11 protein-coding genes and 2 tRNA genes are annotated in these 15994 nt (G+C 59.1%); 4 read left to right on the top strand and 9 right to left on the bottom strand.

Annotation, left to right across the window (positions count from 1 at the left end; genetic code table 11):
• Positions 1–20: 20 nt before the first annotated feature.
• From HNI00_RS13575 to HNI00_RS13565, 3 genes are all read right to left on the bottom strand, one after another.
• Positions 21–93 (bottom strand) — tRNA-Thr (locus HNI00_RS13575).
• A gap of 61 nt (positions 94–154) precedes the next feature.
• The gene (locus tag HNI00_RS13570) at positions 155–805 is read right to left on the bottom strand and encodes a response regulator transcription factor (protein WP_316786994.1); all 651 of its coding nucleotides are present in this window, start codon (positions 803–805) and stop codon (positions 155–157) included.
• Positions 802–2076, bottom strand: coding sequence for a sensor histidine kinase (locus HNI00_RS13565; RefSeq protein WP_316786992.1), 1275 nt, complete (start codon positions 2074–2076; stop codon positions 802–804). Before HNI00_RS13565 ends, HNI00_RS13570 begins: the two co-directional genes overlap by 4 nt.
• Positions 2077–2219: 143 nt before the next feature.
• Here HNI00_RS13565 and menD point away from each other — a divergent pair, with 143 nt between their 5' ends.
• Complete coding sequence (gene menD, locus HNI00_RS13560; protein ID WP_316786990.1) at positions 2220–3962, top strand: 2-succinyl-5-enolpyruvyl-6-hydroxy-3-cyclohexene-1-carboxylic-acid synthase; 1743 nt, start codon at positions 2220–2222, stop codon at positions 3960–3962.
• Between the two features lie 92 nt (positions 3963–4054).
• Here menD and HNI00_RS13555 read toward each other — a convergent pair whose 3' ends face one another.
• Both HNI00_RS13555 and HNI00_RS13550 read right to left on the bottom strand, forming a co-directional pair.
• Positions 4055–4693 carry a hypothetical protein gene (locus HNI00_RS13555; RefSeq protein ID WP_068515579.1) on the bottom strand — a complete coding sequence of 213 codons (639 nt, stop codon included), beginning with the start codon at positions 4691–4693 and terminating at the stop codon, positions 4055–4057.
• A gap of 210 nt (positions 4694–4903) precedes the next feature.
• A tRNA-Gln gene (locus HNI00_RS13550) sits at positions 4904–4975 on the bottom strand.
• Positions 4976–5282: 307 nt separating this feature from the next.
• Here HNI00_RS13550 and HNI00_RS13545 point away from each other — a divergent pair.
• Positions 5283–9329, top strand: a complete 4047-nt coding sequence (locus HNI00_RS13545; RefSeq protein WP_316786988.1) for a choice-of-anchor D domain-containing protein — start codon at positions 5283–5285, stop codon at positions 9327–9329.
• Positions 9330–9463: 134 nt separating this feature from the next.
• Here the strand turns inward: HNI00_RS13545 and HNI00_RS13540 are convergent, their stop codons facing one another.
• From HNI00_RS13540 to pyk, 4 genes are all read right to left on the bottom strand, one after another.
• On the bottom strand, positions 9464–11098 hold the full coding sequence (locus tag HNI00_RS13540; RefSeq protein ID WP_316786986.1) for an alpha-D-glucose phosphate-specific phosphoglucomutase: 1635 nt from the start codon (positions 11096–11098) through the stop codon (positions 9464–9466).
• A gap of 25 nt (positions 11099–11123) precedes the next feature.
• A complete protein-coding gene (locus HNI00_RS13535) occupies positions 11124–12134 on the bottom strand; it encodes a 2-hydroxyacid dehydrogenase (protein WP_316786984.1) in 1011 nt (336 codons plus the stop codon).
• Between the two features lie 30 nt (positions 12135–12164).
• Positions 12165–12860 (bottom strand): 2,3-bisphosphoglycerate-dependent phosphoglycerate mutase, encoded by a 696-nt coding sequence (locus HNI00_RS13530; RefSeq protein WP_316786982.1) that lies wholly within the window; start codon positions 12858–12860, stop codon positions 12165–12167.
• Positions 12861–12962: 102 nt separating this feature from the next.
• A complete protein-coding gene (gene pyk, locus HNI00_RS13525) occupies positions 12963–14399 on the bottom strand; it encodes a pyruvate kinase (protein ID WP_316786980.1) in 1437 nt (478 codons plus the stop codon).
• Positions 14400–14720: 321 nt separating this feature from the next.
• Between pyk and HNI00_RS13520 the strand changes: the two genes are divergently transcribed.
• Together HNI00_RS13520 and HNI00_RS13515 are read left to right on the top strand one after the other, a co-directional pair.
• Complete coding sequence (locus tag HNI00_RS13520) at positions 14721–14912, top strand: hypothetical protein (protein ID WP_316786978.1); 192 nt, start codon at positions 14721–14723, stop codon at positions 14910–14912.
• A 630-nt stretch (positions 14913–15542) separates the two neighbouring features.
• Positions 15543–15992: an ATP-binding protein gene (locus HNI00_RS13515; protein ID WP_420156211.1), complete on the top strand. Its 450-nt coding sequence runs from the start codon at positions 15543–15545 to the stop codon at positions 15990–15992.
• Positions 15993–15994 lie beyond the last annotated feature (2 nt).

The raw sequence follows: 15994 nt of genomic DNA, 5'->3' as shown, positions 1-15994 counted from the left end.
GTAAAGTGGCTTCCGGCCAAAGCTGGTGACAGGACTCGAACCTGCGACCGGCTGATTACAAATCAGCAGCTCTACCAACTGAGCTACACCAGCGATCGCCCTACATCATAACATTGCCGTTTGGCAGTTGGGGCAGATTTTTAGGCAGGGCCCATCAGGTCAGCCAGTCGAGAAACGTGTTAGCCAGGATGGCAGCTTGCGTGCGATCGCGCAATTCCAGGCGGTTCAGAATATTGGTGACGTGGTTTTTGACCGTGCCCTCCGAAATGTAAAGCGCCTGGGCAATTTCGCGGTTGCTGGCTCCCTGAGCAACGAGAACCAGCACCTCGCGCTCGCGGGGAGTGAGGCTGGAGAATCCGTCGGGCGGGGCAAGGGCGGGCGTGGGCGACGGCGCAACCCGGGCCAGCAGCTTCGGCAAAATGCCAGGGCTGATCTGGGTATAGCCTTTGTGGGCGGCGCGAATAGCTTCGGCCAGGTCTTCGGAGGGCGTGTCTTTGAGTAAGTAACCCGTTGCGCCCTTTTGCAGCGCGGCAGTGACGTATTCCTGATCATCGAACGTGGTGAGAATCAGGACTTTGGTGCTGGGAAACTGACGGGCGATCGCCTCCGTTGCCGCCACGCCATCCATCACAGGCATCCGAATGTCCATCAGCACCAAGTCAGGATGCAGTTGTTCAACCTGCTGCACCGCAACCTGACCATTTTCTGCCTCACCGATGATCTGCAAATCAGCTTCCAGTTCAAGCAGCGCTTTCATACCCTGACGAATCAAATGCTGATCATCTGCCAGAACGATCCGAATCATGGGACGATCCTCTCTAGCGGAATGTGAACCGTAATGGTGCAGCCCTGGCCTGGAGAGGTTTGCAGGTCAAAGATGCCACCCAGCGACTCGGCCCGTTCGCGCATACTCTGTAGCCCAAAGCCCGTGCGATTTTGAGCCGGGTCAAAACCCACGCCATCATCCTGAATCAGCAGGTGCAGCGTCGCGGCCGTATCCTGCAAATCCAGCAAAATTTGCGAGGGCCGGGCGTATTTGCAGATATTGGTAAACGCCTCTTGCACAATGCGATAGAGGCTGGTGGAGAGATCTGGGGGCAGGGGGGCATCGAGGTGAATTTGGCAAATGGGTGCGACCCCTGTGACCTGTTCGACATTGCGGGCGAGGAGGGCGATCGCCGCTTCTAGAGACTGCTCCTGCAAGGGATCGGCCCGCATCGTCGCCACAGACTGCCGCACGTCCTGAAGCGCCGTAGAACCCAGCACTTTCGCCTCTTTCAAAAACTGATGCGCCCGCTGCGGGTCGCTCTGCCACAGTTTTAGTGCGCCTTCCACTTGCAGGTTCAACGCCGTCAGCGAGTGCCCCAGCGAGTCATGGATTTCGCGGGCGATACGGCTGCGCTCTTGGGCCATGGCCAGCTTTTCCACCCGCAGCGCATAGTTTCGCAATTGGGCATTGGCGGCCGTGAGCTTTTCGCGGCTTTGGCGCTCCGTCAGCAGCGCATCCACCAGCAGCAGCAAAAAGACCAGCGTCAGCCCCAGCAGCAGCGCCGAGCTATAGGCAAAGCTCCAGGCGGGCAGCCCTCGTGGGCGATCGCGCCAGTTGATCGGAATTCGATCCGCCAGTTCCCGCAAACGCTGCGTCAAAATCGCCAGAAACAGCCCGTAGGCAATGCCCGTCGTCATCAGGCGGCCCGGCAGCGCAAAGATGAGGCAACTCCTCAGCGCAAACACCACGACGAGAAATGAAAACAGCCGCATTTCCCGCAGATCGCCCGCCGTTGCCAGCAAAATCAGCATTCCCTCCAGCAGCACAAACCCGATGCGCGTGGCCATCTGCCCCGTAGGCAGCCGCAGCCCCATCAGCCCAAAGCCTACAATGCAGGCAATATCCAGCGGCGACACCCAGCTAAAGGGCGGCTCTGGGCTAACCCCCCGTGGCATCCTTGGCCCCGGAAACAGCGGCCCCACCAGTTCGCTCAAAAAGGCGATCGCCAGTAGACTCCATTCCAGGTACAGCAGCAGTCGCAGGGGGTGGTTGGCAGGGCGGATCGGGCGGGGTTCGGCGGGAGGCATGGGGAAGAGGGAAGAATGAAGAGGGAAGAACGAAGAAGGAAGAACGAAGAGGGGAGGGGGATGATGGGATGATGGGATGGTCTGGTTGGACATCTCTACTCTACTCTTCCCGTTGCGCTAACGCCCTCTCTTCCTCTCGCTGCATGGACTTCCGCAATCTCAACACTCTCTGGGCTTCTGTGCTAACTGAAACGCTGGTGCGACTGGGATTGCGGGTGGCGGTGGTGTGTCCGGGGTCGCGGTCGGCTCCGCTGGCGATCGCCCTTGCCCAGCAGTCGGGTCTGGAGGCGATTCCGGTGCTGGACGAGCGATCGGCTGCCTTTTTTGCCTTGGGTCTGGCAAAGCAAACCGGACGACCGGTGGCCCTAGTCTGCACGTCGGGCACGGCGGGCGCAAACTTTTATCCAGCGGTGATCGAAGCCCGCGAAAGCCGCGTGCCGCTGCTGGTGTTGACGGCAGATCGTCCGCCGGAACTGCGCGACTGCAACGCGGGGCAGACGGTTGATCAGCAAAAGCTTTTCGGCAGCTTTGTGAACTGGTATCACGAAGTCGCCACGCCTACTGCGGAGGTTTCCCAACTGGCCTACCTGCGCCAAACTGTGATTCACGCCTGGGAGCGTACCCAGCGACCTGTTGCAGGCGCGGTGCATCTCAACCTGCCTTTCCGCGACCCGCTAGCCCCCGTGCCCCAGCCAGCAGTATTGGCGCTTAGGGAATCCCTGGATGAAGCCCGTTTCTTTGCCAATGTCGGCTGGGATGACGGAACGCCGGAGCCGTGGCGTAGCCCAGACTGGGGGCGATCGCTCTCTTCTATTCCCTCTCGCGGCATTATCATCGCAGGCATTGCCCAATTCCCCAGTGCGGCTGCGGCCCGGGCCCACTGTCGGGCGATCGCCCAGCTTTCCTCCTGTCTGGGGTTTCCGGTGCTGGCGGAGGGGCTGTCGCCGCTGCGAAACTATGCCCGCCTCAACCCGTATCTGGTGTCGAGCTATGACACGCTGCTGCGCGATCCTAACCTGGCGACGGAGCTTGCGCCGGAGGGGGTGCTTCGGATTGGCGAAATGCCCACCAGCAAGGAGTTGCGAAGCTGGCTGGAGCGCACTCAGCCGCAGCAGTGGGTGGTAGACGGGGGCGATCGCAACCTTGATCCGCTGCACCTGCGGACGGTTCATCTGCGCTGCTCCGTTCAGCACCTCGTTCAACATCTGGCCGCGTCGCTGCCCAGCCCCCCCGCGCCGCCGACGGATTACCTGAAGCGCTGGTTGCAGGCAGAGACGGACTGCTGGCAGCAGCAGCGACACACCCTGCGATCGCTCGACTCGCTGATCGAAGCCAAGACCGCCTGGGTGTTGTCGCAATGCTTGCCGCCGGAAACGCCGCTGGTCATCGCCAACAGCACGGCCGTCCGCTATGTCGAGTGGTTTTGGGAACCGGGCGATCGCGCCATTCAGCCCTTCTGCAATCGCGGCGCAAACGGCATCGACGGCACGCTTTCGACCGCTCTTGGCATCGCCCACGGCAACCAGCCCAGCGTTTTGCTAACGGGCGACCTGGCGCTGCTGCACGACACCAACGGCTTTTTGCTGCGGCCCCGCCTGCGTGGCCACCTCACCATTGTCCTGATCAACAATCGCGGCGGCGGCATTTTCGAGAACCTGCCCATTGCCCAGTTCGAGCCGCCGTTCGAGGAATTTTTTGCCACACCGCAGCCCGTGGAATTTGCCCCACTCTGCGCCACCTACGGCATCGCCCACGAACTCGTCCACACCTGGGAGCAGCTTGCCCAGGCGCTCAAGGTGCTGCCTAGCGAGGGGATACGGGTGCTGGAACTCCAGTGCGATCGCAAGCTCAATGCCCGCTGGCTGGCTCAGCGTACCCCGCGCTAGGCAGACCGGGCGTTAAAACGCTTCTCCTAAGCGCTTCTTCTAAACGCCTCTCTTAAACGCTTCTTCTAAACGCCTTTCCCAAAACGCCCTCATCAAGGCTTTGCCTGACTCAGCATCTTGCGAATTTCGTCGTTTAGCTCACGAAAGACGTGCCGTGGACTCACTTCATCCAGCATTTCCACAATGCGCTGCGTCTGTGCGTCGGTCAGCGATGGGTTACCCGTCAGCGATTCTAGCTTGACCTTCAGAATGCGATCGCGAATCTCGCTTTCCGAAGCCCCATTGGCCACCATATCCGCCACAATCTTGCTGGACTTGGCAAACTGAATGAAGTCCTTGTTCAGCAGGTCATAGGACAGTTCACCCTTCTTGTTTGTGTAGGCCTTGACGATGGCTTCATACTCGGCGCTGTCTACCGTTGCTACTTCTTCGGGCGAGGCCTCTTCGTCTTCAGGCTCTTCTCGCACGCCGCTCAGCTTGACCGGGCCCCGACGAGAGTAGGGCATTCCTGCCGTCAGTTCCATCGCCTCCCGAAAGGCTTCCATCGGAAAGGTTTCGAGGTTAATATTGGCGGCCGGTTCTGGCTCAGCAGTGCGGCGGTTGATGGTTGCCAGACCAGGCTGGGCATTGTCATAGCGCAAAATCACAATGCCTGCCTTGCCATCTCTCAGCTTTTGGCGATAGGCAGCGGCTTCAATCGTGGAAAGTTCAACAATTTTTGTTCTGATCATGAGTCAGACCTTGTACTGGATGACCAAACGGAATCTGGAGTCACCTTACCACTCAATTGACAAGGTTCTGGAAGTGCGCCCCGACACATTCTGCAAAAGTAGAAAAGTTGCAGATGCCGATTCACAGCATAGATTCACAGCACAGATTCACAGCATCGAGCGCAGCCTTAGCTTCCAAGGCTGATAAAGCTAACCGCAAAGACTGGAAAACTGGGGCGCTAGGATTCGAACCTAGGAATGGCGGGACCAAAACCCGCTGCCTTACCGCTTGGCGACGCCCCAATGGGGATGGCAGGACGTAGACACTCTTTCGTTTCCGTCACAGCCTCATCATTCTAACCAATGGTTCTGCAATTTCGCAAGATTTTTGGAAACAGACTTTTGGCAGAGCTGGAAACCCTTTGACCCGCAGCCCCAAAGTCCCCAGCTCCTGTCCCCACCTCCTGTCCCCAAATCTGCGCGATTCAGTGTTGCGTTTTGGGGCGGGCGCATTATCGTTATGAATACTACCCGCAACAAAAATCCGTCCGCGTCCACCATCCATCTGGCATCCATCTGGCTCTAGGGTGAACCTTGCTCTCGTATCGTCATGTCGCAAACCTACGAACATTTGCTGGCTGAAAAGAACCTGTTAGACCAAGCGCGGCAGGGAAGTGCGGAGGCGATCGCCACCTTGCTCAACCGTAGCCTCAATCCCAGAGGCATTACGGCAATGGCCCGGCTGGAGCAAGACACGCTGCATGTTCTCGTGGAAGCCGTGCCCGCGCCGCCGCCAGATCTTGCGTCATTTGTTCATCAGGGCATTGCGGGGCTGGGCATGGCCACCGCCAATACGCTCAAGGTTTACGGCCGGCAGCGCGGCATCAGCCAAATCGGATGGCAGCAGGCGTTTAGTCTGGCGACCCCTTCTGGCTTGGGCGGCGTGTCTACGGTGATGCAGGGAACCCAGGCGGGAAATGGGCTGCCTGTGACCGAGTTTGAACTGGGGGCGGGCGGACAGCAGGTGATTGCGGGCGATCGCCGCTTGCAGATGACTCCGCATGGTGCGGTGGTGACGCTCTTGCCGCAGCCCTCAGCGCCCTCGCTGCGATCGCGCACCCTGCCCAGCCCCGAAGCGGCCTGCCCGCCAATGCCCTACCTGGTGGGGCGCGAAAAGGAATTGGACGGGGCGATCGCCGCGCTGGAACAATCCGTGCCCGTCGAGTTTTATGGCGAGTCGGGGCTGGGCAAAAGCGCCCTGGCCCGCGCCCTGGCCCACCAGCCCTCGGTTTTGGGGCTGGCTGCTGAGGGGCTGGTCTACCGGGTCGTCGGCGAGCAGCCCGTCGAGGATCTCTACCAGAGCCTATTTGAAGATTTTTTTGAAATTGACGAAGCCATTCCCCACAAGCTGAGCGAGGAAGAGGTGCAGTATGCCCTGCGCCAGAAGCGGGCGCTGGTGGTGCTGGACGATGTGCGCCTGCCGCCCAACGTGCTGGAACGAATGACGCGCAACCTGACTACGCTGGGCCTGATTGTCACGGCTTCAGAGCGCCATCTGTGGAACGATAGCCACAGTCTGCCGCTGAGCGGATTGCCCCAGAGCGAAGCGGTGAATCTGCTAGAGCGCTATCTGAACGATCCCCTCACGCCGGAGCAGCGATCCAGCGCAGAACAGCTTTGCACGTTGTTGTATGGGCATCCGCAGCGGATTTTGCAGGCGGCAATGCTGGTGCGCGATGGCCATTTGTCTCTGCTGGCAATGATCGAGCAGTTGCAATCGGGGGCGACGCTAGAAGTGCTGGTGCTGCGGGCGTGCGCCACCTTCCCGGATGCCGAGCGGCGCTGTCTGGCGGCGCTGGCGGTGTTGGGGGAAGTCCCCGTGCAGACCCACCACCTGGCCGGACTGACGGGCATGACCAATCCCCAGCCAATTGTGGCAACCCTGGTCAGCCGTGGCTTTTTGAGCAGTGACGGAGTGCGCCACACGCTGGCAGGAAATTTGCTGGCTCCCCTGCGGCAGTTCTGGAACCTGGAACAGTGGGTGCAGCCGGTGGTGCGCCATTTTCTGCACTGGGTTCAGCAGCAGGCTCCCATCAAAGGGGCGCTGTTGCCAGATTTGCCGCTGCTGATGCGGGTGGTAAACCTGGCCGCCGAAGCAGAACAGTGGAAAGAAGTCGTGCAGTTTGCCCGTGTGATGGACGGCCCGCTAGCGCTGGGGCGACGTTGGGGCGCGTGGGAGCAGGTGTGGGATGCGGGGCTGCGGGCGGCAGAACATTTGGGCAATTCCCAGGCGATCGCCCTGGCCCACCACCAGCTAGGCACCCGCGCCCTCTGCCTGGGCGACAGCTTTGCCGCGATTAACTATCTCAACCAGGCGCTGCGCCTGCGGGAAGCCGGGGGCAACGAAACCGCCGCCGCTGCCTCGCGCCACAACCTCAGCCTGCTGGTGGCTCCGATGCAGCACCTCCAGCCCCAGCCCCAGCAGCCGCCCCAGTATCAGCCCCCGCCGCAATATCCGCCCCAATCCCCACCCCAATATCCGCCGCAATCCCCGCCGCAATATCCAGGGCCCCAATATCCCTCGCAGATCCAGTCACCCCAGCCCCAACCGCCGCAATATCAAGCCCCAGAGCCGCAGCCCCAACTGCCGCCGCTGCCGGCCCAGCCTGCGCCCCATCCGCCCTACCAGCCGCCGCCGCCCATGCCGGGAACCTCCGACCCCGAAGCAGAGGCAGCCTCCTCGCGCTTTTCGCCGCTGCTGCTGGGAGGACTGGTGGCCTCGCTGCTGCTGGGGGCGCTGGCGGCCTGGCTGATGGTGCGCGATCGCCCGTCCTTCAGCGTCAATCCCAGCAGCCTCACCTTTTCCAACCAGACGATTCACACCAGCAGCCAGCCCCAAACCGTGACCCTGCAAAATACAGGCAGTCAGGCGCTACGGCTGGGACGGATTACACCCGTCGGGGCAAATCCAACGGATTTTCAAGTGGCGGAGCAATGCACCCGCGCCCCCCTGCCGCCGGCCCAGTCCTGTACGATCCAGGTCACGTTTACGCCCCAGGGCCAGGGCGATCGCATTGCGGATTTGGCCTTCAACGACATTACGGGCGTGACCCGCTACACCATTCCCCTACGCGGCAATAGCCCCAGTGCCATTGGCGGCAGCCCCAGCCCCGGCAGTCCGTCGCCCACGCCCCCGGTCAATCCTGATGTGGCGCTGCGGTTCAACCCCGGCACGCTGGACTTTGGCGAGTGGCAGGTCAATGCCCAAACCGGCCAGCGGACGATCGCCCTGGTCAACAACAGCGCCGTTCCCGTGACGATTCAACTGGTGCGGGCCGATGGGCAGGCTCGCAGCGACTTTTTAGTAAGCGAGCAGTGTACAGGCGGGCCCCTAGCTCCAGGACAAAGCTGCCCGATTTTTGTCGCCTTTCGCCCCACGGCCCCGGGCCAGCGCACGGCGAATATCAACGTGATCGACACCAGCAATCGCCCGTGGAACGTGCCGCTGACGGGCTACGGCGTGGCCACTGCGCCCCAAACGCCTACCCTCAGCATTACGCCCGGCCGGGTAGATTTTGGCGCTGTCACGGTTCGCAATACTAGCCGCGAAGAGCGCTTCTTTTTGCAAAGCACGGGGGGCGTGCCCATCCAGCTTCGCAATATCAGCATCGAAAGCCGGACGAGTGATTTTCGACTGACGCGCAACACCTGTCCCAGTGACTTGCCGCCGGGGGCCCGCTGCGAGGTGGGCGTGGTGTTTAGCCCAGAGGGGGAGGGCGATCGCCGCGCTGCCCTGCGGTTCGACAGCAACGACTTTCGAGGCACGGCCCGCGTCATGCTCATGGGTCAAGGTGTGCCGCCTGCGGTGCCTGCGCTGCGGGTCAACCCGCTATCCATTGACTTTGGCAGCATCGAGCTAGAGCGGGCCAGCGCCCCCCGCGCCGTCACTATTAGCAATATGGGCACCGCACCGCTGCTATTGGGCGATATCCGGGTCAATGGCAACCCAGACTTTGTGAGCGATCGCAACTCCTCCATTGGCGCAGAGTGTTCCAACCTCTCGCTGCGGCCGGGGCAAAGCTGCGGCTTTAACGTCGTCTTTATTCCGCAGGTAGAAGGGTCGCGCAACGCCAACATTGTGATTCCGACGAATACTGGCTCCACCTCTGTCGCACTGCGGGGCAACGGCTCGGTGCAGCGCTTCCCCACCCTCAGCATCCAGCCCACCAGCATCGATTTTGACAATCAGACCATCGGCAACATGAGTGCGCCCCGCTCTGTGACCCTGCGAAACAGCGGCAATGCGCCCCTAATCTTGGGAAATCTGGGGCTGAGCGGGGAAAACCCGTTTGACTTTTCCACCTCGAACGACAGCAACTTTGCGATTAGCTGCACCAACGTAACGCTGGCTCCGGGTGAGGTTTGCACCGTCCAGATAATGTTCAACCCAACGGAGCCGGGATATCGTACGGCCCAGTTGGTGATTCCCCACAACGCCCCCAACAGCCCTGGTCGGGTCAGGGTCGGCGGCGTGGGGCAGGCCGCGATTACGCCGCTCCCAGAACCGCTCCCCGATCCGCAGCCTGAACCACCTGGCCCGCCCCTCCGACCGCTGCCTGTGCCCCTGCCACAGCCCTTTAACCCGCTGTCGCGCTAGTTCGATTGCGTGCTTTGGCGGAGCGCTTGGATGGTAGACCGGTTGTAGACCTCTTTAACCCGCTGTCGCGCTAGTTCGATTGCGTGACCACCGGGCGATCGCCCCAAGCAGGACTGCGATCGCCCCAGCCCGCATCAGGTGATCACCGTCGGCTTGTCCATGCCCGTGTATTCCTTGATCTGGGCAATCTCTTCGGCGATCGCAATCAGGTCGCCCAGCGCCACCTGCGGATCGAGGGTGTGTTTGGCGATGTTGGGTTCATAGCTTTCCAGATAGAGCCGCAGCGTTGCGCCCTTGGTGCCCGTGCCCGACAGCCGCAGGATCAGGCGAGACCCATCCGTAAAGCCAATACGAATGCCCTGGTTTTGGCTAACGCTGCCGTCTACCGGGTCGGTATAGCTAAAGTTGTCGGCATATTCGACCGTGTAGGAGCCGAAGGTTTTTCCGGGCAGCGTTGGCATTTGCGCCTGGACGTGATCGACTAATGCCTTAGCGCGATCGCTCGCCACCTCTTCATAGTCATGCCGCGAGTAGAAGTTGCGCCCAAACATCTGCCAGTGTTCCCGCACGATCTGCTCTACGGGCTGTTGCCGCACTGCCAAAATATTCAGCCAAAACAGCACCGCCCAGATGCCATCCTTTTCGCGGATATGGTTCGACCCCGTGCCAAAGCTCTCTTCGCCGCATAGCGTCGCCTTGCCCGCATCCAGCAAATTGCCAAAAAACTTCCAGCCCGTCGGCGTTTCATAGCAACCAATCCCCAATCGCTGGGCCACCCGATCCGCCGCTGCGCTAGTGGGCATCGAGCGGGCCACCCCTGCCAGCCCGTCCTTATAGCCGGGAACCAAGTGCGCGTTTGCCGCCAGCAGTGCCAAGCTGTCGCTGGGGTTGACGAAGAAATTGCGCCCCAAAATCATGTTGCGATCGCCATCCCCGTCAAACGCCGCCCCAAAATCCGGCGCGTCCTCTTTGAACATGATCTCCACCAGATCATGGGCATAGGTCAGGTTGGGGTCGGGATGGCCGCCGCCAAAATCCTCCAGGGGCGTGCCGCTGCGAACCGTGCCTGCGGGTGCGCCCAACTGCTGCTCAAAAATGGCATGGGCGTAGGGCCCGGTAACGGCGTGCATCGCGTCAATGCACAGGCGGAATGAGCCATTGGTCAGCAGCGCCCGAATCCGGTCAAAATCAAACAGCGACTCCATCAATTTCTGATAGTCGGCTACGGAGTCGATTACCTCGACTACCATGCCACCCAGCTTGCTTTCGCCCAGCGTGTCGATGTCTACATCGGGCGCATCCAGGAGTTTGTATTCCGTGATTTCTTTGGTTCGCGCGAAGATCGCCTCAGTCACCTTTTCCGGCGCGGGCCCGCCGTTTTCGATGTTGTATTTCACGCCAAAGTCGCCATTGGGGCCGCCAGGATTGTGGCTAGCAGAGAGAATAATGCCACCAAAGGCCTTGTATTTGCGAATCACGCAAGAGGTGGCAGGCGTAGAGAGAATGCCGTGGTGCCCCACCTTCACGCGGCCCCAGCCACTGGCCGCCGCCATTTTCAGAATCAGTTGGACTGCTTCGCGGTTGTAATAGCGACCGTCGCCGCCCAGCACCAGGGTTTGCCCCTGATAGCCGTCCAGACTGTCAAAAATCGACTGGATGAAGTTTGCGAGATAGTTGGGCTGTTGGAAGGTGGGAACAGACTTCCGCAGCCCCGAAGTTCCGGGCTTCTGATCGGCGAAGGGCTGCGTGGAAATGGTTTGAATATTCATCGACAATCCTCTCGGTTAAGCAAGTTCATGCGCTGACCAGCGGTTGGGTGATCTCGTTTGGACAGGGCCGCCCCTGCTCAAAGTCGTCTAGGTTGTCCAGGGTGGTTTCGGCAATATCCCTAAGCGCATCTTCAGTGAAAAAGGCCTGGTGTCCGGTCACGATGACGTTGGGAAACGTAACCAGCCGCTCGAAAACATCATCTTGAATAATCTCATTGGACAAATCTTCAAAAAACAGATCCGCCTCCTGTTCGTACACATCGAGGCCCAGTGCCCCAATGATTTTACCCTTGAGTGCATCAATTACCGCTTCCGTGTCGATTAGCCCGCCCCGACTGGTGTTGATCAGCATCACCCCGCGCTTCATCTGGTCGATGGTGTCGGCGTTAATCAGGTGGCGGGTTTCGGGCGTGAGGGGGCAGTGCAGCGAGATAATGTCGGCGTTTTCAAATAGCTCTGGCAGTTCCACATACTGAGCCGCACCCAGCGCCGTAAACTGGGGGTTTACCCGGTGGTCATAGCCCAAAAGCTGACAGCCAAAGCCATGCATGATCTGGGCAAAGATCAGACCAATTTTGCCCGTGCCGATGATGCCAACGGTGCGGCCGCGCAGGTCAAACCCCATCAGTCCTTCCAGGCTGAAATTTCCGTCGCGGGTGCGGCTGTAGGCTCGATGAATCTTGCGGTTGAGCGCCAGCACCAGCCCCACAGCAAACTCTGCCACCGAAAAGGGCGAATAGGCAGCGACGCGGGCAACCGTGATCCCCAGTTCCGCTGCGGTTTTGAGGTCTACGTTGTTATAGCCTGTGCAGCGCAGCGCGATGAAGCGAGTGCCTCCAGCGGCGATCGCCCTCAGCGTGGCCGCATCCAACTGGTCGTTCACAAATACACACACTGCTGGAAACCCCACCGCCAGCACCGCCGTGCGGGCATTCAGCGATTCTTCAATGAACACCAGCTCATGGCCCCGGGTGGCACCGAGGCTTTCCAGAATTTCGCGGTCGTAAGCCTTGGCGCTAAACACTCCCACTCTCATGCCAGTTCCTCGCAAATACCCAGCGTGCGATCACTGATCTAGCACCACTTTATGGGTCACTTCGCCGTGTTCATCAATGTCGTACACAATCGGCACGGCGGTTCCCAGTTCCAGCTTGGCTACTTCTTCGCCCGACAGCTTATCCAGCTTCATAATGATGGAGCGCAGCGAGTTGCCGTGGGCGGCGATCAGCACGTTTTTGCCTTGCAGCAGGTAGGGCAGAATGGTTTCGTTGAAATAGGGCAAGACGCGGGCCTGCGTGTCTTCCAGGCTCTCGCCACCAGGGGGCGCAATGTCGTAGGAACGTCGCCAGATTTGCACCTGATCGGCTCCGTATTCTGCGGCGGTCTGGGCCTTATTCAGCCCTTGCAGGTTGCCATAGTAGCGCTCGTCTAGGGCTGCGTTGGTGAAAATGGGCAGCACTTCGTCTGGATTGTCGTAGTTATCCAGACCTTTCCAGTCGGGGTCGTCATCGTCGTGCTGAATGATGGGAATCTTGCCGCCGCAGATGTCGTCGCACTCGGTCAAAATGCAGACTGCGGTTTCAATCGCCCGAATCAGCTTGCTAGTAAACACCACATCTACGCGATATTCCCGCAGCTTGGTCGAGGCAATCGTTGCTTCGGCGCGGCCCCGTTCGCTCAGCGGCACGTCTACCCAGCCAGTGAACTTATTGACCGCATTCCAGAGGCTCTGTCCATGCCGGGTCAGAATTAATTTTGCCATAGGGTTTAGAGAAGCGTTAGACGCTCTGAAATCAGGTGAAGTTAACGGTGAAATTAAAGATGAAACCAAAGGTTTTTTGCAGCTTGAAACCGAAATCTGGCGCTACCCAGCAGCAAAGGTTCCGATGGTGTGAATTTTGAGGAAATTGGTGCCGCCCGTCACCTTCATCGGGATGCCGCCCACCACCAAGATGCGATCGCCCACCGAAGCCATCCCCCGCTCCAGCAGGCATTCCTCCGCCTGCCGCAGCACCGCCTCAAACTCGGTCGTTTCCTCTTGCAGCAGCACCGGCCTCACGCCCCACACTAGGTTCAGCCGATGGTACACGTCGATATTCGGGGTCAGCGCCACCACAGGAGCCGTCGGCCGCTCCTTCGAGGCCAGCTTTGCCGTATAGCCTGTATTGGTAAACGCCACAATGCACTGGAGCGGCAAAAATTGGTCGATGGCGTTCAGCGCTTCGCTAATGGCGTGGGCTTCGTCTTCTTTGGAGGGGGGGTAGTTGACGAAGTGATAGTCGCGCTCCACCTCGCGGGCAATGCGCGTCATCATCTGCACCGCCTCCACCGGATAGGCCCCCATCGCCGACTCGCCCGACAGCATCACCGCGTCTGTGCCGTCCAGAATGGCGTTGGCCACGTCGCTGGCCTCGGCGCGAGTCGGGCGCGGATTTTGGATCATGCTCTCCAGCATTTGCGTCGCCGTGATCACCGGAATCCCCAGTTCGTTGCAGCGGCGAATGATGCGCTTCTGCGTTAGGGGCACTTGTTCTGGCGGCAGCTCCACGCCCATGTCGCCCCGCGCCACCATAATCGCGTCGCAGGCGCAGAGAATGTCTTCCAGATTTTCAATAGCCTGGGGCTTTTCTAGCTTGGCCAGCACGGGCACATCGGCATGGCCCTTAGAAGCCAGCAAATTCTTGAGCGATCGCACGTCATCGCCCCGCCGCACAAAGCTCAGCGAAATCCAGTGGACATTTTGCGACAGCCCAAACTCCACATCCTGAATATCCTTGTCCGTCATCGACGGCAGTTTCAGGTTAAGGCTGGGCAGATTCACGCCCTTGCGGCTTTTCAGCAGCCCGCCCTTGACCACACGGCAGCGCACCTCGCGGCCCACCACTTCCTCCACCCGCAATTCCAGCAAGCCATCATCCATCAGCACTTGCGTCCCTGGCGTTGCTTCCTCCCACAGGTGCGGATAGTCAATCGAGACGGTGTTGGGCTGTCCGTCGAGGGCATCGTCTGGCACCAGAATCAGCGGTGCGCCCTCCTCTAGGGGAATGCCCCCATTCGGCATTTGCCCAACGCGAATTTTTGGCCCTTGCAGGTCTTGCAGCAGCGTAATCGGCGTATCGAGTTCTGCCTCGACCGCCCGAATCATTTCAATCGTCTTGGCGTGATCTTCGTAGGAACCGTGAGAAAAATTGAGGCGGGCTACGCTCATGCCCGCATTCACCATCTTTTTGAGGATTTCGGGCGAGCGGCTGGCAGGGCCAATTGTAGCGACAACTTTGGTGCGGGGGGTGAGGAGTTTCATAGCGGCAGTGGCAGGGTGAAGGTTGCTAAAGGCTGCTGACAGAATCCAACAAGCGAACCATCGACGAATTAGCGCACCGGGTCATGTAGGAATTTGGCTATGAACCTACCGCACAATCCTGAATGCTGTTTGATAACTGGATAACAGCAGCCCAAAAATCCCTAAATTGGTGTTGAGCGCAACAGTTCTTTTGGCCACTGCTGCATCGCCCGCTGAAACGCCAACGGATTGCCCAACCCCTGCGCCAGAATCAGCGATCCCTGGATGGCGATCGCCCGTTCTAGCTCACCCTATCCATCTACCCCATCAAAGGAGGGCCCTATGCCACGCAAATTTGGGGAATATGATTACTTTGCCCCCGCTGAACAAGCTATCTTATTTTACATCGAAGCGATTAGTGACAATTGCTCCTTAGCATACTCCACAGTATTCTGCACAGAGGGTTGCAGCGTTGAAGCGTTGATGACTCCGTTGCGCGATCGCATTTCAGCGCTGGTACAGCAGCTTGCATAGGCAGCGGATAACGCCTTTGGTCGCCAGTGAATGAATTCCTTCCTCGGTGAACTATAGGCTCGTTAGACTCGTTGAGCCAAATTATTGAGCCAGATTATTGAGCCAACGCTCGGCTTTCAATGCATTTGTACTGATTCCTACTTGCAAAGATCTTGCCAAGATCATAAAGTCTGCTAAGCGTAGCGCGATCGCCCTACGAACTTGGGGCGATCGCGCTGTTGACTGTTATTCCGCCCAAAGATTTTGTAGTTTAGCTCACAGAATTCCGTCTAAACCCGGTCGCAATGCTACATCCAAGATCAGGGGAATCCCGCCCCAGTGGGTAATTGCCGCCCAAAAAGCAGGGATTACCGACTAGCTGTGCTAAAATTGCAATGTAAAACATTAAGTGCGCTACCCATTTGCGTTACTGTTTTTTAGTTGCAGTTTTTTTTGACTTAGGATTTTTTAATTTAGGTTGCATTCAAGCTATTGCACTTGACTCACAACATTCCTCTAGTAGGGGATTTTCAGACTCATTCACCTAGCCTCAGCTTCTAAAGATAAGTTTCACTTTTTAAAGGCCTACTTTTGAACTGAGCCGAGCAAGGTTCATCCGCTGTCCCTTTGTACGCCAGTGAGGATCATCGAGTGATCGCAATCACACCTCGTCCCAATGGGCGAAAGTGGGGTACTGTAAGTTTTGCGTCTACTTTGCATCTGGGTCCAGTCTTGGACTTGCTGCTGGCTGACATTCCGCCGCGCTGGAGAGCAGAGGTGCGCCTGGGACTTCAAGAAGCGCTAGTTAACGCTGCAAAACACGGCAATAATCTCGACCCAAACAAAACCATTCTGGTTGAGTTCTACATTGTCAATAACGAACACTGGTGGATTATTTCCGACCAAGGCTGCGGGTTTGACCCCGCAGGGCCATGCGGAGAGGATTGTGTCGGGCGATCGCCCCAAGAGCAGCGAGACTGCGGGCGCGGACTCTATATCCTCCACCAGATTTTTGACCAAGTACACTGGAACGCAGATGGCACAGAGCTTCGCCTTTGCAAGCAGGTTCGGAGCCGGGGGCGGTTGCCGCTCCTCTCTTAGTG

The organism is Thermoleptolyngbya oregonensis NK1-22 (assembly GCF_032705245.1).
Classification (GTDB): Bacteria; Cyanobacteriota; Cyanobacteriia; order Elainellales; family Elainellaceae; genus Thermoleptolyngbya; species Thermoleptolyngbya sichuanensis.
Note: the sequence above shows the minus strand (reverse complement) of the source record. Positions and strands in the feature narration are given on the sequence as shown.